Genomic DNA, 24509 nt, shown 5'->3' with positions numbered 1-24509 from the left:
TAAGCTTATAAGCGACCGAAAGAACCACTGGCCAACTCTTGCATTTCTTTGACCCTCTCTAGGTAGATGCTCTGCGGGTACAGTTGCAAAAACTCGCTAATGGCCTGGGTATAGTCCTCTTTACCCCTCACTTTACCGATCAAAAATAGCCTTAGCAAGGCGAATTTATCCTCGAAAGCGCCTCCTTTATAGGCAGGCAAATTTTGCTCAATATCTTTAAGTGCCGTGTCGTATTCACCCCTAGCGTAGAGTTGATAACTATTTTCATAGGCAACCTGCGGGTTTTTCAGGGCATTATTGTCGGCACCATTTTCAGTCTTATCACTCACCAGGCGAGCGTAAGTCGAGTGAGGAAACGCTGTGGTTAGTTTTTGTTTCCAAGCCAATCCTTGAGCCGATTCGGCACCATAGGACAAAAACATCAAATAATACAGCTCTTCCTTGTGCTTACTCTCGGGATATTCCTGAAGAATGCGTTCAAAAGTAGAAATTGCCTTTTTATCTTCCTTTAAATCGAAGCGGTATATTTTCCCTAATTGATACAAAGCTTCTTCCTTAGCCTGCTCTGAAACCAACCATTGTTCATCGGTAAGGGGGACATTCTTTAAAAGCACCGCCTTTACCTGCTCCCATTCTTCCGAACCTTTTACAAGCTTATCGTCCACCGCTTTCTCCGGTGTAGCATTCTGAGGAGCAGAGGCCGCTCCGGCAAGGCTAGCCGTGGACGTTTTACCGCTCCTGCGCCAATCGTCTTCCAAGGGCCTATTGCCCCATTGCCGCTTAAACTCCAGCTTACCCTTCTCGATCAGGTTGGGATCATAAAGCTCCCAGCGCCGTTCACCAGCAACAGCCGGCAGCGACGAAGGGACTACAGGACTAACGACCGTAGAGGCTTGTAGTATGGCCTTCTGCCGCTTTTCTTCTTCGATGCGTGCCTTTTCACGGGCTTCTATGATGTCATCCAACTTCGAATCTAAAGCAGTAGACGACAGTTTGGCTAATCTCTGTAAGCTATCTTCTTTGGTAACGATATTATATTGAGTCACGAAACCATCCAATGCACGTTTCCGATCCGATACGATTTGATAATCCAAAATCCCTTGGGGTAGCAGGACTAATGCGCTGTCATAATAGGCTTTGGAGATTTCAAATTTCTCCAAGGACTCATAATTAATCCTAGCCAAATGCAGATAAGTATATGCTTTTTGGGTAGGATTCTTATTTCCTAATGCAGCCGACTTCCCTAAATAGGAGATCGCTTCGGGGATATTATCCTTATGCTCGGCTAAAAGCCCCATCGTAAAATATATTTTATCCTTCAGGTCCTCATTCTTTCGGTCTTTCAACATTTTATCGAAACCCACTGTCGACAGATCGATGTCCGGATTCAGGAACACCCTGTTCTGCAGGGAATTCATAGAAGAATAGAAGTTCAAATCGTAGGAAGGACTATTTTTCCCTACACTTTTGTAATGCTGGTTGGCCAAGGCATATTGCCCTAGCAGGTCGTACATCTGACCGGCGGCAAAGTGAATACGGGCCGTTTCGGGGGATTTTTTTAAGAGAGGAAATGTATTCTCTAATATGGCTACGGAAGTCAAATATTCACCGTTATTCTGATGCAAATAGGCTTTGATAAGATAAAACTGAAGTCGAGCTTCCTTCTTTAGCGGTTGCTGACTCAAATACTCTGCCACACCCAAAGCGTTCGAATAGTCCTCCTTAATGATATAGGCACGCATCAGCAATACCAGAGCATCATTTTTATCGTCCTCGTCTTTACCATTGGCAAACACGAAGCGCAGGGCTTCCAGCCCATCGGCCCATTGGCCCAAATACAACCTGGCTTTCCCTAAAACAATATAGCTATTGTCGAGCCATTTACTGTTCTGATGACGTTCGGCTACGATGGAGGCCTTTTCTATGGCATTGGACAATTGTGGTTTCACCGCCCCAGAGGCAATGGAATCCATAGGATATAAAATGGGGAGAAGCTGATTATAGTCGTCTTTATAGGCCTGTTGCAATAAAAATTCCGCTTCCGCCAGTTCTTGTTCGGCAATAAAATAAGCGTTGTAGCGAGAGGTAATATTATGAAAGGTAATCGCACCCGGCCGCGTGCTATATTGAGAGCAACTTGCTAAAAAAAGTAGGATTGCCCCGATTGAAAATCCTGAGGAAAATATTTTAACAAAACGGTAGATCACAAATTCTAGTCTGTTTGAAGGTTTAATTCGGGCTCAATATTATTAAAATAACGGTAATATTTGCAAAACCGTATCGAAGATAAGGCCATTTACAAAATATTGAAGCAACTTTACCTATATTTTAGTAGGACATTTATGGAGGATCCATCCAAAAAATACAAGAAGAACCCCTTACAACGCCCCCAGGCTATTTTAAAATATTCTGGAATGGCGATGCAAATGCTGGGCACCATTCTGGTGTTCACTTATACGGGTATTCGTCTCGACCGCTGGCTGGAAAACCCAACCCCATGGTGGACGCTCCTGCTTTCCTTAACGGGAATTGCGGCTTCGTTATATCTTTTGATACGGAATATGCCTAAACTTTAAATTTTGTAACCGTTATGCTCCGTGCAATTGTAGCGACACTCTTCATAGGAATTGTATTTTTTATAGTACAAAAGTATGTCAACTCGGCCTGGGTTCACCCCTATTTTTGGTACATCCTAAGCTTTTTCTTTGGACTATCCTTTCTTATAAATCGCCTGATGGACTACGGTCTGAAAGACAATCGCAAAAAATTCGTAAGTTTTTACCTTTCTACCGTTGTAGGGAGGCTTCTTCTCAGTATTATTTTTATTGGAGTATTTTTATATCATGGGCTAACTGACTCATTACTATTCGTCATCAACTTTTTTATACTGTATTTGTGTTATACTGGCTTTGAAATATATACTTTGTATTGTAACTTGCGCCGCGATTGACAAAGCGTAGTATTTCAAGCCATTATGTATACATCATTACAACAGTTTTTTACCACCGGATTCCTGGCAGCAGCGTTGCTGATAGCCGCACCATCATATGCCGATCAACCCGAGCATGACCACGGTCATCCGGTTCAGGAACAAATCAATGAAGCCGAGCATCAAATTGAACAAAACCTCGAAAAACATGAGGAAGAGTTCAATATTGGACAAATGATTATGCACCATATCGCTGACTCCCACGAATGGGAATTCACTCATGGCGTAGTGCTTCCATTGCCTGTAATACTATATTCGGAAGATCGTGGCTTAGAAGTTTTTTCTTCAAGCAATTTCCATAATGATCATCATGCCTATAATGGCTACCATTTGGTACATGGCGATTCTGAGAAAATTGTTCCTGAAGATTCCTCCAGAGAAATCATCGACATATCGATCACCAAAAATGTGGCCTCTATGATTTTGAGTGCCATTATTTTGATTCTCATTTTCACCAGTATTGGATCGGCTTACCAAAAAAATAAAGGTAAAGCCCCCAAAGGGTTCCAATCGGCTATGGAGGTCGTTATCCTCTTTATTCGTGACGACGTAGTGAAGCCTAACATCGGCCCCAACTACGAAAAGTATTTACCCTATATGCTTACCTTGTTTTTCTTTATCTTGGTAAACAACATTCTAGGGCTACTACCAGGTGCCGCTAACGTAACGGGCAATATCGCCGTAACGATGACACTGGCGGTCATTACCTTTATTATCGTACACCTGAATGCCAACAAGCATTACTACAAGCACTTGGTAAGCCCAACGGGAGTACCTGGCGCATTGCTTCCCGTAATGATCCCTGTAGAGATAGTAGGTGTGTTTATGAAGCCTTTCTCTCTGATGGTCCGGCTATTTGCCAACATGACTGCGGGACACATTATATTATTGAGTCTATTTGGTCTGATCTTTATTTTCCAAAGTTTCATGATCGCCCCAGTAATTTCGCTTTTCGCCTTGTTCTTGAACCTTATTGAGATCATGGTAGCCTTCATTCAGGCATTTATTTTTACGCTTTTATCGTCCATGTACATCGGATCGGCCATAGAAGAACATAGCCACGCCGACCACGGACATTGATTTTTCATTCTCTTTTTTTATTCATAACCATTTATTAAACTTAAAAATTATGTTGCTTCAAATTTTGCTTCAAGCTGCGGAACAAGGTGGTGCTGGTCTTGCTGTTTTCGGTGCTGCTATCGGTGCTGGTCTTGCTGCCATCGGTGCTGGTCTTGGTATCGGTAAAATCGGTGGAAGTGCAATGGAAGGTATCGCTCGTCAGCCAGAAGCTGCTGGTGCCATCCAGACTGCCATGTTGATTATCGCCGCTCTTATTGAGGCCGTAGCGCTTTTTGCAGCGGTAATCTGTCTGCTTATCTCGTTTAAGCTTTAAAAAAACCGACAGGCCTCGGTCTGTGGTGCTATAGACTCGGCGCATTAGGCGTTGTGACTGGCAAAAAAAATTCCCGTGGAAGCAATAGGCTTCCACGGATTTTGATAAAAAAAGAGTTTAGTATTGGAATAGTAATTCCGCCGATCCTAGAAATTTATTAATTAAAACTCATCTATTCATATGTCATTGCTTACTCCAAACCCAGGTCTGATTTTCTGGATGCTGGTAGTATTTTTACTAGTGGTTTTTATTCTTGCCAAATTTGCCTGGAAGCCTATTATCAACGGCCTTAAGGAAAGGGAGAACGAGATTCAGGGGGCACTCGACCTAGCAGAAAAGACTCGTGCAGAGATGGCTCAGCTTAAAGCTGACAACCAGAAGATGATTGCCGAGGCGAATGCCGTACGCGATAGCATCCTTAAAGACGCTAAAGAAGCAGCAGATCGTACCATTGCCGCTTCCAAAGAAAAGGCTGCTCTAGAAGGACAGAGAATGCTCGATGCCGCTCGTGAAACCATCCGCAACGAACAACAACTTGCTGTTAAGCAAATTCGTAATGAAGTAGCGACTTTGTCTATCGACATCGCCGAAAAAGTATTGAACAGGGAATTGAAAGATAAAGCGGCCCAGCAGTCGCTCGTTGCCGAGCTTGCCAATACGGCTAGCCTCAATTAATCTTTGTTATTACCCAGTTACCTAAAATTGATCTAAGATGTCAGTAAGTATAGTCGCTTCCAGATATGCCAAGTCACTCATCGAGCTGGCTCAGGAGAAAAATGTGTTGGAGTCCGTATACCAGGACATGATCCTGTTTCGGGCTACTGCCCAAGAAAACCGTGGCTTGATGTTGGCCCTTAAAAGCCCCGTAGTACGCCACGAGAAAAAATTGGCCATCTTAAAAGCCATTTTCGAAAGTAAAGTCAATCCGGTAACCTTCGCGATATTCAATATTATCACAAGAAAGAATCGGGAATCTATATTAGACGCTATCGCCGATGAATTTGTACTTGCCTATAACGATCTGCAAGGGATACAAAAGGCTACTGTTACCACTACCTCAGAGCTTACCGACGAACTTCGCCAGCAATTTACCCAAATTGTAGCTTCGGCTACCGGCAAAACCGTCCAGTTGGAGGAACAAATAGACCCAAGCCTTATTGGGGGTTATTTGTTAAGAGTGAACGATCGTCAGATTGATGCTTCTATCAAGCATCAACTGAACCAGTTGAAACTTCAACTTACGAAATAATTTTTATCTGCATAATGTAGAAGACCCGATTGCCATGCGATCGGGTCTTTTTGGTTACCCCCCCTTGGGAATTCGCTTCTTCTGATACTCCTATCAAAAAAAAACGGGCAACCTCTTCAAGAGATTACCCGATTCTTATATTTCCCAGTTTCCTGGCTTATTCTGTTAGTTCCTCTTCCTTTTTACGTACTGATATCACCAGCTCATCACTTCCTTTTTCGTGAGTCGCTACCAATACATCTCCCTCTTTAAGGTCACCTTTAAGGATTTCCTCTGCCACGGGATCTTCGAGGTATTTCTGGATGGCCCTGTTCAAAGGACGCGCTCCATACTGCGGATCGTACCCCTTTTCCGATAAGAAGTCCTTAGCCTCCAAAGTGAGCTCTATCTCATAACCTAGGCCTTTGGCACGGCTAAACAACTTGCCAAGGCTAATATCGATGATCCGATGAAGGTCCTCTCTTTCTAGTGAGTTAAACACGATGACATCGTCCAAGCGGTTTAAGAATTCTGGAGAAAACGCCTTCCGCAAGGCACTTTGAATGGTGCCCTTCATGATTTCATCTTGATTTTCGGACCTTGCCCGGGTCGAGAATCCTATTCCAGAACCGAAGTCTTTCAAGTCACGAGCACCAATGTTAGAGGTCATGATGATGATCGTATTCCGGAAGTCTACTCTACGTCCCAGTCCATCGGTAAGGATACCATCGTCCAACACTTGTAACAGGATATTAAATACATCGGGATGTGCCTTCTCGATTTCATCTAGTAATACCACGCTATAGGGTTTTCTACGGATTTTCTCGGTCAACTGGCCACCCTCTTCATAGCCCACATATCCCGGAGGTGCTCCTACCAAGCGCGATACGCTGAACTTCTCCATATACTCACTCATGTCGATACGAACCAGGGAATCCTCCTTATCGAACAAGTAATTGGCAAGAACCTTGGCAAGCTCGGTTTTACCTACGCCTGTAGGTCCTAAGAAAATAAATGAACCAATAGGCTTCTTAGGATCTTTAAGACCTACACGGGTCCTCTGAATGGCCTTTACCAATTTCTCTATAGGAGGATTTTGGCCAATGACCTTACTTTTCAGTACCTCACCCATTTTCAAGAGCTTCTTGCCTTCGTCCATAGACACGTTGGTAACTGGTATTCCAGTCATCATAGCTACTACTTCCGCTACATTTTGCTCGTTAACCTGGTATCTTTTTTGCTTGGTTTCTTCTTCCCAAGCTATTTTGGCGCGGTCCAGTTGATCAATCAATTTCTTTTCACGATCGCGTAGTTGGGCCGCTTCCTCATATTTCTGGCTTTTAACGACCCTATTTTTCTCCTGCTTGATATTTTCAATCTGTTCTTCCAGATGCAAAATTTCTTCAGGTACCGTAATATTGCTAATATGAACCCTCGCTCCTACTTCATCCATCACATCGATGGCCTTATCAGGGAGGAATCGGTCGGTTATATATCTTTCAGATAGCTTTACCGCAGTTTCTAAGGCCTCAGGGGTATAGTTTACATGATGGTGCTCTTCATATTTGTCCTTAATATTATGAAGAATTTGCACCGTTTCTTCTATCGAAGTAGCATCCACCATCACCATCTGAAAACGACGTGCCAGAGCACCGTCTTTCTCTATATATTGACGGTATTCGTCGAGGGTAGTAGCTCCAATACACTGTATTTCACCCCTAGAAAGAGCCGGTTTAAACATATTTGAGGCGTCCAAAGAGCCCGAAGCTCCACCAGCCCCAACGATGGTATGCAACTCATCGATAAACAAGATTACATCCGGCGACTTTTCTAACTCATTCATCACGGCCTTCATCCGCTCTTCAAACTGGCCGCGGTATTTGGTACCCGCTACAAGAGAGGCCAGGTCTAAGGTCACGACGCGTTTGCCAAACAGCACCCGAGATACCTTTTTCTGCACAATGCGAAGGGCCAACCCTTCGGCGATGGCCGTTTTACCCACTCCAGGCTCTCCTATAAGGATGGGGTTGTTCTTTTTACGTCGGCTTAATATTTGCGCTACACGTTCTATTTCTTTTTCACGACCTACTATAGGATCGAGCTTACCAAGTTCTGCCATTTTGGTCAGATCCCTACCAAAATTATCGAGTACCGGAGTACGTGATTTTTCGGCACCCTTGGACTCCTTGCCCGAAGAGGCTCCTCCCCCGCCACCAAACATGCCGCGACCTTCTTCGTCGCCGTCCTCGGTGTCGGGACCCATTGAAGGTTTAATCCCTGAAGATTGATACTCCAGCATCTCTTTGATGACCTCATAACTTACATTGAACTTATGGAGGATCTGAGTGCCGATATTATCCTCGTCTCTCAGGATCGACAATAACAAATGCTCGGTTCCTATTAGCGGTGATTTAAATATTTTAGCTTCCAGATAGGTGATTTTAAGTACCTTTTCCGATTGACGTGTTAAAGGGATGTTTTGAAGATTTTTCACATTACTCGTAGCAGCGCCTTTGGTGGCCTGTTCCACGGTTTGCTTCACCTCTTCCAGGGACACACCCAGCTTTTTGAGTAAGCCTATTGCTATCCCGTCGCCCTCCCGAATCATCCCTAAAAGAAGATGTTCGGCGCCGATGTAATCATGGCCCAGCCGCAAAGCTTCTTCACGGCTCAGGGTGATTACTTCTTTCACTCTATTTGAGAATTTTGCTTCCATTTTCAGCAATAATAAATGTTTCTTAATGTACTAAACGCTACTCAGCTGTACTTTGTTCAAAGTAGCTACTTGCTTATTGTCGATTGCAGTAATATACCTCTCGCCTCCGGACCCATATTGAAGAGAAGATCAACAATACTTAGATTCTCTACAAAACCATTCCCAAAAGTCTGATAATAGGGAACCGGTTGATAGTATATATAATTTTTTGTACTTTTTTTGTTATTTATTCTTGAATTCAGGTTTTCTAGCTTATCTGAGGCTATTCTAGGACCTGACAATTTGTACCTAACTTCTTTCTTATGGCCTAACAATCTAAGACAAATTGTCAACAATTCATAATTCAAATCGACCAAATATTGGGGATCCTGGTCAAAAACGGATTTGAACTCCGGTGCAAAATATTCGTAAAAAGGGGATTTTCCATAGGCCGATTGAAGGCATCCCCAATGCCTCCGTTTCCAATCCTGCGAATAGTCAATTTCAATCTCCCTGCTCAGCGTACCAGAATCATAATGCTTGACCGGCACCGAAAGGGTGTCCACTTTATTGGCCGTCAAAACCATACAGCGATTCCGGAAGGTCTGTTTGCGATATAGCTCGTCGATGTCGAGAATACTATAATCATGCCGCAGTAAACAACCAAAATATTCTAGGCATGGAAAATATTGCAATTCAATCTGTACTCCCTCCAATGGGGTGTTACTTTGTATAACTTCGCTCACTACCAAATATGAGAAAGGACTTTTAAAAATCAAAAATTAAACGATAAATATTTATGCTAATTGTAGATAGGGTGGTTTTTCCAGTCAATTACACGCATCTGAGACGTAACATTCTCGAGAAAGTCATTCCCATCATTACTGGATCACACTGATATCCCCCAACCCAGCACGTACAATTTCGAATTCGTCGGAGTTCGCCATAATCACGGTAGAACCCATATTCCCTCCATAGCCCCCATCAATGATGATGTCCACCTGATGTTGAAACTTCTCGAATATTAGCTCCGGATCTGTTGCATATTCGATCACCTCGTCCTCATCCTTGATGGAGGTAGTCACTATCGGGTTGCCTAGTTCCTTTACCAGGGCCCTTGGTATATTATTGTCGGGTACCCTAATCCCTACCGATTTTTTATTGGTATTCAGTAGCTTTGGAACATTATTGGTAGCATCCAATATAAAGGTATATGGCCCAGGAAGAACCTTCTTCATGAGCTTAAAGGCGGAATTACTGACCCTGGCAAAGTCGGAAATATGACTTAAATCATAACATATAAAGGAAAAATCATTCTTTTGAGGCTTGACCCCCTTTATTCTTGCTACCTTTTCTACGGCCCTAGAATTATAAATATCGCATCCTAATCCATAAACCGTATCGGTAGGGTAAATCACCAATCCTCCACCCCTGAGGCATTCCACCACCTTTCTAATTTTTCTTTCGTCTGGGTTTTCGGGATATATTCGAATAAACTCGGCTGGCATATTTAATTTAGTTTTTATTTTAACAAAGTAATATCGAAAATCCTTCCCTTAAGCGCTTAGTTTCTTGAAAATTCGAAGGTATAACCGATATAAACCGTTGACCGGCAACCGAAATCTACATAATAATAACAATAGATTGGTGAATAAACCCGGTTTTTGTAACTGAACCAATAGCATTCCGAACTCTTGGGCTAGTGAGAACTCCTGCGCATACCAACATTTTCTAATAAAACCACGAATTCTATTGGCTAGCAAATCCTTCTGACGGTTGGTAGAAAGGAAGCCAAGAGCCTTATGACAGACTATCAAATGGCTATTGAGTATCCCACTTCCCCTACGGACGATCTGCATGCCTAACGACCCCTGTAGCATTCGCTTAGCGACTAAGATACGATCGAGATAATGGTAGCGATACCGATGGGCCGTCCGAATCCAAAGGTCAAAGTCCTCTACCACCAGCGACTCGTCATACCCACCCATGTCCTGCAACATTTGGGTGCGCATGATCATGGTGGGCGTGCAAATAAAATAGCGCTCCAGCACTTGGTCGTACACCCAGCCGGTAGGAATAGGCTCACGAGCATGCCCTTGGCCGTCTATCCGGTAGTGTGTACGGATCATCCCCCCACGGGAATCGACATAATAGGCATTTGAAAAAACCAATCCATAGTCTCCGGCAAGGGATTCAAAACAACGGACCTGTTGCTCGATGCAGGAGGCCAATAGTATGTCGTCGGCTGCAAGGTCAATGATATACTTCCCTCCTGCCCTTTTAAGTCCCTGATTAAATGCACCACAAAGCCCCATATTATACTTATTGTATATGCACAGCAGGGAAGGAAATTGTTTTTCGTAGGAAAGAATTAGGCCTTGCGAACCATCGCTACTTGCATTATCGACAATAATGAGTTCTATACACGCGTAAGTCTGCGTCAAGACCGATTCAATGGCCTGTTCCAAATAGCTCGCTCGATTATAGCTCACCAGTACTACCGTAACCAGGGGGGTGGAAGGTTGCATCCTTGCCGATTAGGTTCTAACGCTAATACGACCAAACTACCCCAAGTGTCACAGGTCCTGATGCATAATACTTTAATTTCCTTGATCCGAAAGGTGATTTTTTGTTTTGGCAGCGGCGATACTGGCATTTATTTCAAAACCGAGTATCAATAAAAAGGCTAAAAGATAGAACCAGATCATGAGGGCGATGATTGCCCCAATGGAGCCGTAGAGCCGGTTGTAAGTATGAAACTTGGAGAGGTAAAATGAAAAACCAAAAGTGGCTACCAATATGAGTATAGAGGCCACTATTACCCCTGAATTAATGAATGAAAAGTCACGACCATTGGTGGGGGCAAATCGATAAATCAGGGATATGGCCGTCATTAAGGCGCCAAAACTGACCATGTACCGACTAAAATTTAGAATGAGTATCACCACCCCGTCGGTGATGATGTTCCATTGGGCCATGATACTCATGACGGCATCCCCTACTATCAGCAGCACCACGGTCACGCAAATGACCGCTATCAGCAACACCGTCAACATCATGGCTACGGCCCTCGCCAAAAGAAACCCACGGGTGTTTTTTTCTTCGAATATCACATCGAAGGATTTCATGAGGGAAATCATCCCATTGGTAGACGCCAATAGGGCGAAAATAAACCCAAAAGAAAGTACACCACTACGGGGACGATTCAAGATATCGGTAATGGCATGTGCTACATGACGATAGATCCCATAGGGAACAATATCCTGCAAAAGACTCATAATCTGCTCTTTGGCAGTGGGCAAGGGTAAGTATGGAATCAGGGTAAAAAGAAACAGAACGGCAGGAAAAGAGGCCAAGGTAAAGCTAAAAGCGACCGCTGACGCCCTTTGATCGATATCGAATCGTTTATTATTATCAATAATATTAACGATAATATCGTACCATGACACGGTTTCTCTAAAAAAAAGAGTTTTCTGAAGCCAGGCAATAAATAGTTGAAATTGTCGGGATTGCAAAAAATCATTGAGCATGCTAGTCCATTTAGGTAAAAAATAAACGCAGCTTTTCCATCAACGTCTCAGGGGCAAAACAAAGCTTTCCGGTATCCATACGCTGAAATACCAAAACGGTGGATCCAGTATTCAGTAGGGTCCCTGTCTGGTTTCGAATTTCGTAATGGAAGGTCACCCGTACCCCGGGCAACTCGGCAATTTGTACGCGTATGGTTAGCTCGTCATCGTACCTGGCGGGCTTAATATATTTACTATGGTTTTCATAAACAGGCATCATAACACCCGTATCTTCCATTTTTTTGTAATGAAACCCCAGACTCCTTAAGGCTTCCACCCGCCCAATTTCGTAATATCGGGCGTAATTACCATAGTAAACATAGCCCATTTGATCGGTATCCGCATAGCGAACACGGATACCTTTCACTTCATATGAAAACATACTTCTTTTAATTTGACAAAAAAACGCTTAAAACTCGCTCCTACTTCATAATTTTCAGCCGATTCAGCTCCGCCTGATATTCTCTGGCATTTTTAAGATGCTCTGGGTAGGTCTTAGCAAAAGCATGATACCCCGACAAATCGGCTTTAGCACACATATACAAATAATCGTGCTGGTTAAAATTAAGAACCGCATCGAGGGAGTTCAAGTCGGCCACACGAATGGGACCGGGAGGCAAGCCAATATTGACATAAGTATTATAAGGAGACTGTACCTTGAGTTGTTGGTTCAAAATACGCTTAATAGCGAAGTCCTGCAAGGCATATTTTATAGTGGGGTCGGCCTGAAGTGGCATTCCTGACTTAAGGCGATTATAATACAGCCCAGCCACCATAGGTCGTTCATCTACCTTACGCGCTTGCTCTTCCTCTACAATGGATGCTAATATAGAGACTTCTATGGGAGTAAGGCCCATAGAGTCGGCTTGCGCTAAGCGTTTTTGGTTCCAGAATTTCTTATACTCGCTATGCATCCGATCCATAAACTTCTCCGTATCGGTGGTCCAGAAAATCTCGTAAGTATTGGGTAAAAACATGCTGACAATCGTCGTTGTGTCGAATCCATATTTTTGGCAGACGGCGGGATTAGTAAGGGCTGCGCTGAACTTCTCGGGTCCAAATGCGAATCGACTACCAATACGGTTAACCAGATCCTGCTTGAGACGAATATTATTGAAGGTAAGCTTTACAGGGTCCTGCACCCCGTTAGCCAGCTTCTTAATGGCCTGATAATTACTCATATCAGGTTCTAAAAGATACCTACCCGCTTTCACCTTTTCGGGGTAATCCATAAACTTGGCCAAAAATCTAAAAGAAATCTGGTCGGCTATCACCTCATGTTTGTTCAGCGTGTCGATCACCTGCTGATAGGTGGCGCCATTGGGAATATACAGGGTAAAGTTCGACGTTTTGTCTACCTGGATATTGGGCGTTTTGACAATCTGCCAAAAGTAGAAAGTGAAGGTAGTAGTAAGAATGGCCAAGGTAAGAAATAAACCGACCTTAAAATTTCTTGACATAAGCTGTTGAATCAATGGACCAAACGGTCCTATAAAATAAATATAAAGATAGTATGTTTATTAGGACTCCCGAGCCATGGAAGCATCGAAATCTAAACCAAATCGTCCTGCCAACTCCACCAGAGAGTTCACCACAGGCTCCAGCAAGTCTATGCCTTCGGTAGCGCGCACACGTTCTATTTCGCGTTCAGGGTCTCCGGGGATTAGTACCTGATGGCCTTCTACGGCCCGAGCATTCCGAAAGGCGCCAATCCACTTGTCCATATCCGCTTTAAACTCCTCGACAGGCCTAAACCCATCCACGCGCATGGCGCCAACAAAATGCCCGGTTCCCAACCCTGCGGCTTGCTGGGTGCCCATAAAACCGGCCGTAGCGAAAGGAGGCACCCAGGGGCCAAAATTTGCTCCAGATAACACCCCCGAAAAAATATCGACAATGGCACCGAGTCCGTACCCCTTATGGCTTCCATGCTCCCGGTCGGAGCCTAAAGGAAGTAACCCGCCTCCTTTCCTAACGGCGTTGGAGTCGTCGGTGGGCTGCCCCTGTGCATCCTGAGCCCAGCCAATAGGAGCTGGCAAGCCCTTACGTTGTAGTATTTCAAACTTTCCATAGGCAACGGCGGTCGAGGCAAAATCTGCAACGAAGGGTGGTTGCTCCCCTGCCGGAACGGCTACAGCTATAGGATTGGTACCCAGCAATTTATCCAAAGAGTAGGTAGGAGCCACTAGTGGACCGGCATTGGTCATAGTCCAGCCTATCATATCCTTTTCTAAGGCCATCATGGCATGATAACCTGCAATACCAAAATGATTGGAATTCCGTACCGACACCCAACCCGAGCCTACCAGAGCCGCCTTTTCCATGGCTATCTCCATAGCCTTAGGGGCTACCACGAGCCCAAGCCCTCCGTCGCCATCGACCACCGCCGTGCTAGGGGTTTGGTACACCACTTTTATTTTGGGGGTGGGATTGAGCCTACCATGGTCAAAAAGCCGCACATACCCTGCCAATCGGGCAATGCCATGGGAATCGACCCCGCGCAAGTCGGCACTGATCAGCACGGTAGAAGCCAACTCGGCATCCTCCTGCGAACATCCTATGGACAAAAATACCTGACGGGTAAAATCTTTTAAAACTTCGGCCTGAAACATATATAATTCTATAAAAACTTAAAACTAAATTCTTGGATTTTCGAAGATCGACATCCAACTGGTTCGCAAATATCCGTATTCCTTCGGCGGCTTGCAATAAAAACCCTTTCCAGCCCAGAATAGTTATCAAATCTCCCTTGAATTGCCCCTTTTGACGGAACCAAATTAACGGAATTACCGTAGCATATACGAAGGCCTGAATGCATCCGCTAGATCAACCATAGGCTTAAATATTCGATGGAAATAAGAAATAGAATTATCAAGCGATTACTAAGCTACTTTGTGAGGGGATTGGTGTTGGTAGCCCCATTATATGTCACCACCATCATTATTTGGACGGGTGTAGAGTTTTTGGATAACATTATTCCCATCAATATCCCTATTTCGGACCACCAGAACGTTTACCTTCCGGGACTAGGGGGGCTAATTATCATCGGGATCATCATCTTACTAGGTTTCGTTTTTTCTACGATCATTCCCCAGTCTTTCTTTAGGTTAACGGAGGCCTTGTTAAGGAAAATCCCTCTGGTAAGTCTTATCTATTATTCTATCAAGGACTTATTATTGGCCTTTGTAGGGGACAAAAAAAAGTTTAATCAGCCCGTCTTAGTTACCATGTACCGCGACACGGGAATCAAAAAAGTAGGGTTTATCACGCAGTCCGACTTAAAGCAGTTCGAATTGGTCGACCATGTAGCCGTCTATATGCCATTTTCTTATGCGCTATCGGGCGAAATGTATATTGTACCCAAGAAGCATATTCAACCCCTCTCGGCGAGCTCTACCGACATTATGAAAATGGTGGTATCGGGAGGAGTGTCCTTACAAGTCAAAGCTCAGGAAACTCCCGACCTTCCTGAAGAGTCAATTTAGGGCAGCAACATCTTGGTGAGTTTAGCCGTTTTAAGAATGATTCTCTATCTTTGATAATTCTTTTATTCGTTATGAAGCAACTACCCATTTATATCTTGATTGCCCTTTTCTTTGGCACCTATGCCCAGGCACAGGAAAAATATAACCGAGCCAAGGCCTTGAGCAGTGAAGAAATATTCATCCAAAAGAGCCCTAATAACCGTATTATAGCGAAGCCAGAGCAAAAGTATCTGGTATTAGATGCCTCTCCAGTATTGGGTTCTTTTCACCGTTACCGGTACTTCCCTGGCGACCAAATAAAGTTTCGTATGAAGAATGAAACCATTCGCTTTAACGAAACCATCGCCGCCATTTCGGATTCGTCCATCTCAATAGCCATCATTAATGTGGCTGCCGGAAAGATGGAATACCAAGAGATACCACTCAAGGAGATTCGACTGGTGAAAACTTCTAGAAAAATCCCCTTCGTAACAGCCGCAGCCCCTATTTTACCCTTTGCTGGGTTGCTGTTTATAGGGGCCGATTTCTTTAACCCAGGAATCGACAATAGGCGTTTTACCACCGACGCCTCGGCCATAGCCGTAGGGGGTGGTTTTATGTTAGCAGGGTTTATATCCTATAAACTATCCTTTTCTAGCCTAAAGATCAACGGACGCAATAAGCTAAAGGTACTAGAGACCTACTAAACAAATTGGGCTCTAACCTAATTTTTTTTAATTTTTACAAGCATTTAAACCATCTCAGTGAAAAGTATTGTTGTCAATCCACCGCAGTCACCCATTCGGGCCGTTATCAAACTGGCAGCATCCAAAAGTGAATGCAATAGAGCACTCATTATCGATGCCTTGACGGGTTTTAAAAGTGATTTATCGAATATTTCGGAGGCCCGCGATTCTCAAACCATGCTCCGCCTCCTTCATGAAGATTCGCCAACGGCCGACGTCCTAGATGCAGGCACGACCATGCGATTCCTAACGGCCTACTTTACTGCTACCAACCAGTCCAAGATAATGACAGGTACCCCGCGCATGTGCGAAAGGCCCATTGGCATATTGGTGGATGCCCTACGAAAGCTCGGTGGCAAAGTCACCTATTTGAATCAGGAGGGCTATCCCCCCTTACAAATAGATGGGTTTGAATATAACGGTACCAATACCGTATCGGTTAAAGGTAACGTAAGCAGCCAATACATATCGGCCCTATTGCTTATTGCACCTTCACTGCCCCAAGGGATCAGGATTGAGCTCGAAGGGGAGGTAGGATCGAAGCCTTATATCGAGATGACCCTAAAGCAAATGGCTTTCTTTGGCATTCAATATGAAACGGATTGGCAAAAGAACACCATACAGGTACAGCCCGGTGCCTATACGCCACAGGCCTATGCCATCGAATCGGACTGGTCGGGAGCCAGCTATTGGTATAGCATGGTAGCCTTGGCTCAGGATGCGGAGGTAGAGCTATTAGGGCTAAAACAGGACTCCTTGCAAGGGGATAGCGCTATTGCCGAAATAATGGCCTCTCTTGGTGTAAAGACGGAATATACCCCCACGGGAGTTAAGCTATCGAAAATTGAGGCCAAGGACGCTTTACGCTACGACTTTACCGATTGCCCCGACCTCGCTCAAACGGTAGCCGTTTGCTGTGCGTTAAAAAACATCCCCCTTACCTTAACCGGGGTTGAGAGCCTAAAAATCAAAGAAACCGACCGGATATTTGCCTTGCAACAGGAGCTAGCAAAGTTAGGAGCTCAGCTAGTCGAGACCATCTCTTGCCAGGAGTATGTGGTAAGTAAGGTATCTGAGAAGACCGATCAAATCCCATCGATAGACACCTACGACGACCACCGCATGGCCATGGCCTTTGCACCCGTTGGCATGCGCTATCCTATCAATATAGAGGAACCCGGCGTAGTGGTAAAATCATATCCCGGTTTCTGGTCCGATTTGGAACAGATCACAGAACTGGACGAAGTGGTAGAGATGGATCCCCAATAAAGGATAAAAACGCATCTCTAACCGTCGCTCCTATTATTTCCAAAATAATGGAGTTGCTCAAAAAACACTTCATTAGCATGAAGTGTTTTTTGATTAAATCCCACCCTCTTTATTTTGAAACCTCAGTTAAAGTCACCAAAATATTAAGAACATGATCATAGCCTCCATCTTGACTTTTTTCCCTATTTGGCTACTCGTCATCATCGGCCTGCTCCTACTGCTAGCCCTTAAAGATATCCTTCAAAACAGGCATACGATACAACACAATTTCCCTGTTGTGGGACACCTCCGTTACATTATCGAACGCATAGGCCCCGAACTCCGCCAATACATCGTGGCCAACAACCGGGAGGAGCTCCCTTTCAATCGTAAGCAAAGGGCTTGGATCTATGCCTCAGCCAAGAAAGAGAATAATTATCAGGGCTTCGGCACCGACCAGGACATCATGCAGCCCGGCTTTGTATTTATTAAGCCCAATCTGCTAGGAACTACCCTTTCGCCAGGCCACCCACATCATTTATACAATAGTGGTGATAAAAACCATTATACCTTACCCAGTGCCAAGCTAATCGGAGGATCGCACCAGCGAAAACTTCCTTACCGCCCTCGGTCTATCATGAATGTGAGCGCCATGAGCTATGGGTCCCTTTCGGCTCGTGCTGTAGAAGCGCTCAATAAAGGATCGTTTCAATTTGGCAATTACCATAATACTGGTGAAGGAGGGTTGTCGCCTTACCACCAGAATGGAGCCGACGTGGTCTTCCATATCGGCACCGCCTACTTTGGAGTAAGAGACGAAGCAGGCAAATTTTCGATGGAAAAGCTGGTGCGCCTATGCGAGCAGCACCCTTACATCCGGATGATAGAAGTAAAGCTGTCCCAAGGGGCTAAGCCAGGAAAAGGAGGCGTGCTTCCTGCCAGTAAAATAACCCGTGAAATTGCCGAGATACGCCATGTCCCCATGGGCCAAGACATTATTTCTCCCCCCTACCACAGCGCCTTCGACTCGGTGGATGGGTTGATTCAATTTGTCGAAAGCATTGCCCAAGCCACGGGACTGCCCGTCGGGATCAAGTCGGCAGTTGGCAAAACCGATATGTGGGAAGAATTAGCCTTCAAAATGGCCGAATCGGGCTCAGGGCCCGATTTTATCACCATCGATGGAGGTGAAGGTGGCACGGGTGCCGCTCCCCCAGCCTTTGCCGACCACGTCTCTCTCCCTTTTGTTCAAGCTTTTAGCAGGGTATATAAGATATTCCAAAAAAACAACTTGAATGACAAAATCACCTTCATCGCTTCAGGTAAGCTCGGCCTTCCTGGGCAAGCGGTGATGGCCTTCTCTATGGGGGCCGACATCATTAATGTAGCTCGGGAAGCCATGCTCTCCATAGGTTGTATTCAGGCTCAAATATGCCATACCAACCGTTGCCCAACGGGCATCACCACCAACAACAAATGGCTAGAGTCGGGAATAGATCCAACCCTAAAAAGTCAACGCTTTCATAACTACGTGCGCACCTTTACTAAAGAGATGATTGAGATTGCCCATGCAGCAGGCTATCAACATCCCTGCCAGTTTACCACCGACGACGTTGAAATATCCCTGGGCGACAATGCCACCACGACTTTGGGCGAACATTTTGGTTATCAAAAAACCATTATCCCATTCGATGGCATAGAAAACCTGTTAGAGTGTCCCCATTTAGGGAATAAAAAGGAAGCATAACTACAATTGATTAACCATTATGATGCGAATAACTCCGGTTCGAACCCTGCTTACCCTACTTTTGGTTTCGTTAATCTTATGGAGAGCTCAGGCTCAAACTGATCCTAGATATTTAGTTTTATTCACCGATAAGGCCAATAGCTCGTATTCGCTGGAGGCACCCGCTGAATTTTTATCAGAAGCCTCTATCTCACGTCGCCAAAAACAAGACATACCGTTGCATGACAGCGACTTACCCGTAAGTGAGGCTTATTTGGATGGCGTTCGCAGTACAGGAGCTAAAGTGATAGCGACCACCCGGTGGTTAAATGGCGCATTGGTGGAAGCCACTAGTAACCAGCTCGCTGCCATAAAAACATTATCCTTTTTCAAAGAAGTAGTTCTCAATAATCCGGTAGCCATGGGTCAGGAACCAGGAATAGCCCGAATAGCCTCGAACACCTCGAGCGCAGCTACCTTGGACGAAATAGACTATGGTAAAATGCGGACTCAAACCTTACTATTAGGGGCCGACTATTTCCACCAAAAGGGATTTATGGGTCAGGGTATGTATATCGCCGTGATCGATAACGGCTTTAGCAGAATCGACCAGTTATCGTATTTCAGCCAGTTGTTCCAAGAAAACAGGATTTTGGACACCTACGACTTCATTCAAAGAGAAAGCAACGTTTACGATAAAGATTCGCATGGGACCAATGTGCTGTCGACCATTGCCGCTTACGAGCCTGGCCTAATGGTTGGTATTGCACCTATGGCCAACTTTGCCCTATATAGGACCGAAAATGACGCCATCGAGTCGCCCTACGAAGAGGTAACCTGGCTGCTAGCCGCCGAAAGGGCCGACAGCATGGGGGTAGATATCATCAGCTCATCGCTCGGATACTCCTTTTTTGACGGGGCGTTCAACACGCCCGACTACAACTACGTGTATCAGGACATGGATGGGCATACGACCATAGTGTCCAAAGCCGCTCGGTGGGCCACACGCAAGGGTATTTTGGTGGTTAACTCCGCTGGAAACGAAGGGAACTCCCTGTGGAAATACGTGGTAGCTCCAGCAGATGTGGACTCAGTACTCAGTGTGGGAGCTACTAGCACTACCCGTACTTATGCGTCGTTTAGTAGCCAAGGGCCCAACGCCTCTGGACAAATGAAACCCGATCTCTCGGCGGTGGGTCTTGGGGTATATGTTGGCAGCAATACCGGAACAGGAACCGCCATAGCCTCTCAGGGCACCTCCTTTTCGTGTCCGCAAATCGCCGGATTATCCGCTCTGGTATGGCAAGCCTATCCTTTTCTCAAAGCCCAAGAACTAATTTCCGTTCTTAAAAATTCGGGGCATCTCGCCGAAAAACCCGATAACTTTTTGGGTTACGGAGTTCCTGACTTACATGTGGTAGAACAGCTCATTGCAGACTCTTACGGCCCCTTAGCTACCGAACCCACTCAAGGACTTTCCATGATGGTAGCGCCTAACCCCGTAGGGTCCGTGTTGGCGCTTAAGGTTCCCGCTTCTTTCATCGGCTCCATAGCCAATGCCGATATCATACAAGCGAATGGGATATCGATCCAACGTACCGTTATTAGCCTCAATGCCACTACCTACCTACCCATTGCCGAACTGGCCAGTGGGGTCTATTTACTCAATGTACAGATTGGCCATCAGCAGCAAGTAATACGTTTTGTAAAACTTTAGTTTTTCGTACCAGGCGCAGAATCGACTCGGAATCATTAAAGGACGCTACTTCGTCCAATGGTATCCATTTCAGGGCACGCGATTCCTCATTGACCGTTAAAGGCGTAGCCGGATCGGCCGTAAACAGAAACCGTATATCATAATGCAAGTGCTCAGGGTCCTTGGCATTGCCGGGAATCGTGTGGACATCGACGTCCAAAATCTGTGGAAAAGCCAAGGTGGGATTAAGCAGGCCCGTCTCCTCTTCCGCTTCCTTACGAGCAACGCCTATCACATCAGAATCACCATCGCAGTGACCTCCGGGCTGAAACCACCGTCCTAACTTACGATGGTGCATCATTAATGCCTGCCCATAGGTGGGGTCGATCACCCAAGCTGAAGCCGTTACATGCCCCTCAGAAAGGCTCCGTTCGAAACAATTGGAATGTGATGTTACAAACTCGACGGTTTGACGGTACATCGCGTCTTCGGTGGGGTCTAAGGGACTGTAATTATTTAGTAAAGCTAAGAGGCTACTCATGAATCAGGTAGGGTTATTGATAAAATACCACTAATTTAGTCGCAAGATTTATAAAATATTCTTCAAAAACACATTTGACATGAAAAAGTATTTCCTAACAATGATAGTTGCGATGGGTACCTTGGTACATGCTACAGCACAACGTACTCCCCAGCCCAGCCCTGGAGCCAGTACTACCCAGGCCGTTGGCGTAACCGACTTTACCGTAAAATATTCGCGTCCTGGCATCAAGGGGCGTAAAGCATTTCAGGATAGTTCCGCATTAGCTCCGCTCAATCAACTCTGGAGAACGGGAGCCAACGCCGCCACAACCCTCGAAGCGAGCACCGCATTTGTATTTGGTGGGCACAAAGTGCCTGCGGGCCAGTATGCCTTGTTTACAATCCCTTCGGGAAGTGCGTGGACTGTTATTTTAAATAAAAACGTAAAACAAGGGGGTACCGCCAATTACAGCCAAGCCGAAGACGTAGCCAGAGTGATGGTGGCTCCACAGTCTTCTAACTTTACAGAGACCTTTACGATCGACTTTTCTAATATTTCGGACAGCTCGGCAGTCATGAATCTGTCGTGGGCCTCGGTAACCGTCCCCATCGAATTGATGGTAGACACTCAAGAGCTAACGATGGCCGGACTTAATAAGGCTATCGCAGAAAAGCCCGAAGATCCGGCCCTTTTGCAGAGTACTGCGGGCTATATGCTTTCTAAAGGGAAAGATTTGGGCCAGGCACTGTCGATGGTCGACAAGGCCATAGGGATCAAAGAGACGTTTTCTAACTTGTGGCTAAAGGCTCAAATTCTTGGTAAACTAGGAAAAGTAGCAGAAGCACTTCCCTTGGCGCAGAAAGCCCTAGCGATTGGACAATCTTCAGGAGATTCCTCTTTTGGTTTTTTTAAGGGTCAAATCGAAAAAGGAATAACGGACATGCAAGCCAGCCTCCCTGCCGTCAAAAGCTTGGCACCTGCTCTAAAATCCAAGAAGAAAAAATAAGACAGTGGGTACTGAAACTACCATACCCTATAAAAACAGCGCTATTCGAGTACGAATAGCGCTGTTTTTATAGGATAGCTCGGCGACTAACGAAAGAAGGCTGGTACCCGCCATTTGTATTTCACAGCCAATATCCTAATTATAATAATGACGAAAGCGGCGGTTATAAAGGCTGTGTAACGTCCTACCCCCATCCCATTCAGCATCAAATAAGTGCAGGCGCCCGTAAAACAAGCCGTGGCATAAACCTCCCTACTATATATAATTGGGATTTCGTTGGTCATCACATCCCGTATTACCCCTCCCATGACGGCAGAAAACACCCCCATAATGGCGGCTATTTCGGGCCTGACGCCTAGGTGTAAGGCCTTTTCGGTCCCGACAATTGTAAAAAGTGCGATACCCCAGGTATCGAAGAAAAACAAAGTCTTCCGCAAACCTATAAGGTATTTATAAAAGACGAAGGTAACCAGTATCCCAGCCATAACGGCGTAGATGATGGTAATGTCGCTGATCCAAACCAAAGGATAGCTATCCAATAAAATGTCCCGTAGCGTACCCCCACCTATGGAGGTAATAAAGGCGGTAAAAGAGGCACTAAACCAGTCTTGGTGTTTCTGATCCCTAACGGCTAGGGCTCCGGAGATGGCGAAGGAGAATGTCCCCACGATTTCCAGAATGTATTGAATTTTCATGATTCAGATCCTTCCACTTTTAGGAAGGAGCCTCAACGAATGGGTGATTAATAAATAAAAAAAGAAGTAAACAGGGCTATACGGCCACGGGTGCTTTAATTCCCGGCCATGGGTCATATTGTTCCAATTGAAAATCGGCATAACGAAAATCCAACACTTGCTTCACATCGGGGTTGAGCTTCATGGTGGGCAAGGGACGGAGCTCCCGGCTCAACTGTAGGTTCACTTGCTCCAAATGGTTTAAGTAGATATGGGTATCCCCACCGGTCCACACGAAATCGCCGAGTGCCAAGTCACACTCTTGGGCTATCATCATCGTGAGGAGCGCATAGCTGGCAATATTAAAGGGCACCCCCAAAAAAATGTCCGCACTTCGCTGATATAGCTGGCAAGAAAGCCTTCCTCTGGGATCGGGGGAGTTCTCGGCGGGTGGTGCTACATAGAACTGAAAAAGGGCATGGCAGGGCTGAAGCTTCATCTCTCCAAGCTCAGCGGGGTTCCATGCCGAAACGATGATACGACGTGAGTCGGGACTATGCTTCAACTGTTTCAAAACCTCTTGTAATTGATCGACCGACTGTCCATTAGGACCCGACCAGCTTCGCCACTGTTTTCCATACACAGGCCCTAAGTCCCCATTGGCATCGGCCCATTCGTTCCAAATAGAGACACCATTATCTTTCAGATAGGCAATATTGGTATCTCCCTGCAAAAACCATAATAACTCATGGATAACCGACTTCATATGCACCTTTTTGGTAGTGACCAATGGAAAGCCGTCTTTCAAATCGAAACGCATTTGATAGCCAAATACGCTTAAAGTTCCCGTTCCGGTACGATCGGTCTTCTTCACCCCATTTTCTAGGACATGCCGGAGCAGATTATGATATTGTTGCATGGTTGTATAAAGTAATTACTGCCTGAGCCCCTTCCTGAGGATAGGGATTGGTCAGCAAATCAGATTTTAAGATTAATACGGCCAAAACAGCCTTAGTCACTGCACCCCGTGCAGAATCTTACATTTCGACACTATAGGTAATGGTGGCCAGGGCTTCCAACTGAGCCGTCGCCGAGCAGTATTTCTCCATTGAAAGGCCTATTGCGCGGTTTATTTTGTTTTCGTCCAAGGACTCCCCGGTCAGTTTAAAGGTAAGGTGTATGGTCCGAAATGGACTGCGCTTGGTGCCTTCCTCTTCCTGCCGTTCCCCTTCTACCACCACACGAAAGTCGGTAATTTCTTGTCTCTGTTTTTTCAGGATCAGGACTACATCTATAGCGCTGCAACTCGCGAGCCCCATCAAAAGCAACTCCATGGGTCGTACACCTGCATTACTCCCTCCTACAGCCTCTGAGGCATCCGTATGGACAGTCACCGACGAAGAACCCGTTCCTTCGAAGTGAAATGCGTCGTCGACGCGTACCATTTCAATTTTCATATCTTATACTTTCAGTTGTTACGTAATAGCCGGCACAGCGGGTGCCACAGTTGAAGAAAATATCCTCGAAAAAAATGCAAATATAAAGGATCCCT

24 protein-coding genes are annotated in these 24509 nt (G+C 45.4%); 11 read left to right on the top strand and 13 right to left on the bottom strand.

Annotated elements, in window-relative coordinates; genetic code table 11:
- Positions 1–5: 5 nt before the first annotated feature.
- Positions 6–2207, bottom strand: coding sequence for a type IX secretion system periplasmic lipoprotein PorW/SprE (gene porW / locus CLV98_RS09595; protein WP_109674108.1), 2202 nt, complete (start codon positions 2205–2207; stop codon positions 6–8).
- 60 nt (positions 2208–2267) lie between these two features.
- Here porW and CLV98_RS09590 point away from each other — a divergent pair, with 60 nt between their 5' ends.
- The 5 genes from CLV98_RS09590 to atpH all read left to right on the top strand — a co-directional run bounded on the left by CLV98_RS09590 (position 2268) and on the right by atpH (position 5631).
- Positions 2268–2576 carry an AtpZ/AtpI family protein gene (locus CLV98_RS09590; protein ID WP_229203297.1) on the top strand — a complete coding sequence of 103 codons (309 nt, stop codon included), beginning with the start codon at positions 2268–2270 and terminating at the stop codon, positions 2574–2576.
- Positions 2577–2974: 398 nt separating this feature from the next.
- Positions 2975–4069, top strand: a complete 1095-nt coding sequence (gene atpB / locus CLV98_RS09580) for a F0F1 ATP synthase subunit A (RefSeq protein ID WP_109674106.1) — start codon at positions 2975–2977, stop codon at positions 4067–4069.
- Between the two features lie 49 nt (positions 4070–4118).
- Positions 4119–4382 (top strand): ATP synthase F0 subunit C, encoded by a 264-nt coding sequence (gene atpE, locus CLV98_RS09575; RefSeq protein WP_025762265.1) that lies wholly within the window; start codon positions 4119–4121, stop codon positions 4380–4382.
- A 180-nt stretch (positions 4383–4562) separates the two neighbouring features.
- Complete coding sequence (gene atpF / locus CLV98_RS09570) at positions 4563–5057, top strand: F0F1 ATP synthase subunit B (RefSeq protein ID WP_211320004.1); 495 nt, start codon at positions 4563–4565, stop codon at positions 5055–5057.
- A 37-nt stretch (positions 5058–5094) separates the two neighbouring features.
- Positions 5095–5631: an ATP synthase F1 subunit delta gene (gene atpH / locus CLV98_RS09565; protein WP_109674104.1), complete on the top strand. Its 537-nt coding sequence runs from the start codon at positions 5095–5097 to the stop codon at positions 5629–5631.
- A 157-nt stretch (positions 5632–5788) separates the two neighbouring features.
- Here atpH and CLV98_RS09560 read toward each other — a convergent pair whose 3' ends face one another.
- The 8 genes from CLV98_RS09560 to CLV98_RS09525 form a co-directional block, all read right to left on the bottom strand.
- Positions 5789–8326, bottom strand: coding sequence for an ATP-dependent Clp protease ATP-binding subunit (locus CLV98_RS09560; RefSeq protein WP_109674103.1), 2538 nt, complete (start codon positions 8324–8326; stop codon positions 5789–5791).
- Positions 8327–8391: 65 nt separating this feature from the next.
- Positions 8392–9051, bottom strand: coding sequence for a WbqC family protein (locus CLV98_RS09555; RefSeq protein ID WP_229203296.1), 660 nt, complete (start codon positions 9049–9051; stop codon positions 8392–8394).
- A 135-nt stretch (positions 9052–9186) separates the two neighbouring features.
- On the bottom strand, positions 9187–9813 hold the full coding sequence (locus tag CLV98_RS09550; protein ID WP_109674102.1) for an L-threonylcarbamoyladenylate synthase: 627 nt from the start codon (positions 9811–9813) through the stop codon (positions 9187–9189).
- A 48-nt stretch (positions 9814–9861) separates the two neighbouring features.
- On the bottom strand, positions 9862–10833 hold the full coding sequence (locus CLV98_RS09545; RefSeq protein ID WP_109674101.1) for a glycosyltransferase: 972 nt from the start codon (positions 10831–10833) through the stop codon (positions 9862–9864).
- 72 nt (positions 10834–10905) lie between these two features.
- A complete protein-coding gene (locus CLV98_RS09540; protein WP_109674100.1) occupies positions 10906–11835 on the bottom strand; it encodes a YihY/virulence factor BrkB family protein in 930 nt (309 codons plus the stop codon).
- A 10-nt stretch (positions 11836–11845) separates the two neighbouring features.
- Entirely contained in the window at positions 11846–12256 is a 411-nt protein-coding gene (locus CLV98_RS09535; RefSeq protein ID WP_109674099.1) for an acyl-CoA thioesterase, read from the bottom strand.
- Positions 12257–12296: 40 nt separating this feature from the next.
- Entirely contained in the window at positions 12297–13334 is a 1038-nt protein-coding gene (mltG, locus tag CLV98_RS09530; protein ID WP_109674098.1) for an endolytic transglycosylase MltG, read from the bottom strand.
- A 60-nt stretch (positions 13335–13394) separates the two neighbouring features.
- Complete coding sequence (locus CLV98_RS09525) at positions 13395–14486, bottom strand: Ldh family oxidoreductase (RefSeq protein WP_109674097.1); 1092 nt, start codon at positions 14484–14486, stop codon at positions 13395–13397.
- A 237-nt stretch (positions 14487–14723) separates the two neighbouring features.
- Here CLV98_RS09525 and CLV98_RS09520 point away from each other — a divergent pair, with 237 nt between their 5' ends.
- The 5 genes from CLV98_RS09520 to CLV98_RS09500 all read left to right on the top strand — a co-directional run bounded on the left by CLV98_RS09520 (position 14724) and on the right by CLV98_RS09500 (position 20775).
- A complete protein-coding gene (locus CLV98_RS09520) occupies positions 14724–15359 on the top strand; it encodes a DUF502 domain-containing protein (RefSeq protein ID WP_109674096.1) in 636 nt (211 codons plus the stop codon).
- 71 nt (positions 15360–15430) lie between these two features.
- The gene (locus tag CLV98_RS09515) at positions 15431–16045 is read left to right on the top strand and encodes a hypothetical protein (protein ID WP_109674095.1); all 615 of its coding nucleotides are present in this window, start codon (positions 15431–15433) and stop codon (positions 16043–16045) included.
- 57 nt (positions 16046–16102) lie between these two features.
- The gene (locus tag CLV98_RS09510; RefSeq protein WP_109674094.1) at positions 16103–17353 is read left to right on the top strand and encodes a 3-phosphoshikimate 1-carboxyvinyltransferase; all 1251 of its coding nucleotides are present in this window, start codon (positions 16103–16105) and stop codon (positions 17351–17353) included.
- 151 nt (positions 17354–17504) lie between these two features.
- Complete coding sequence (locus tag CLV98_RS09505; RefSeq protein ID WP_109674093.1) at positions 17505–19079, top strand: FMN-binding glutamate synthase family protein; 1575 nt, start codon at positions 17505–17507, stop codon at positions 19077–19079.
- 19 nt (positions 19080–19098) lie between these two features.
- On the top strand, positions 19099–20775 hold the full coding sequence (locus tag CLV98_RS09500; RefSeq protein ID WP_229203295.1) for a S8 family peptidase: 1677 nt from the start codon (positions 19099–19101) through the stop codon (positions 20773–20775).
- Here CLV98_RS09500 and CLV98_RS09495 read toward each other — a convergent pair.
- Positions 20723–21295, bottom strand: a complete 573-nt coding sequence (locus tag CLV98_RS09495) for an NUDIX hydrolase (protein WP_109674091.1) — start codon at positions 21293–21295, stop codon at positions 20723–20725. The genes CLV98_RS09500 and CLV98_RS09495 overlap by 53 nt on opposite strands.
- 79 nt (positions 21296–21374) lie before the next feature.
- On the opposite strand from CLV98_RS09495, the gene CLV98_RS09490 reads away from it, so the two are divergent.
- Positions 21375–22283, top strand: coding sequence for a DUF2911 domain-containing protein (locus tag CLV98_RS09490; protein ID WP_109674090.1), 909 nt, complete (start codon positions 21375–21377; stop codon positions 22281–22283).
- Between the two features lie 86 nt (positions 22284–22369).
- On the opposite strand, the gene CLV98_RS09485 is transcribed toward CLV98_RS09490, so the two are convergent.
- The 3 genes from CLV98_RS09485 to CLV98_RS09475 all read right to left on the bottom strand — a co-directional run bounded on the left by CLV98_RS09485 (position 22370) and on the right by CLV98_RS09475 (position 24414).
- On the bottom strand, positions 22370–22978 hold the full coding sequence (locus CLV98_RS09485; protein ID WP_109674089.1) for a trimeric intracellular cation channel family protein: 609 nt from the start codon (positions 22976–22978) through the stop codon (positions 22370–22372).
- Between the two features lie 76 nt (positions 22979–23054).
- Positions 23055–23876 (bottom strand): thymidylate synthase, encoded by an 822-nt coding sequence (locus tag CLV98_RS09480; protein ID WP_109674088.1) that lies wholly within the window; start codon positions 23874–23876, stop codon positions 23055–23057.
- A gap of 118 nt (positions 23877–23994) precedes the next feature.
- Positions 23995–24414, bottom strand: a complete 420-nt coding sequence (locus tag CLV98_RS09475) for an OsmC family protein (RefSeq protein WP_109674087.1) — start codon at positions 24412–24414, stop codon at positions 23995–23997.
- Positions 24415–24509 lie beyond the last annotated feature (95 nt).

The organism is Dyadobacter jejuensis, assembly GCF_003149085.1.
Lineage (GTDB): Bacteria > Bacteroidota > Bacteroidia > Cytophagales > Spirosomataceae > Dyadobacter > Dyadobacter jejuensis.
Note: the sequence above shows the minus strand (reverse complement) of the source record. Positions and strands in the feature narration are given on the sequence as shown.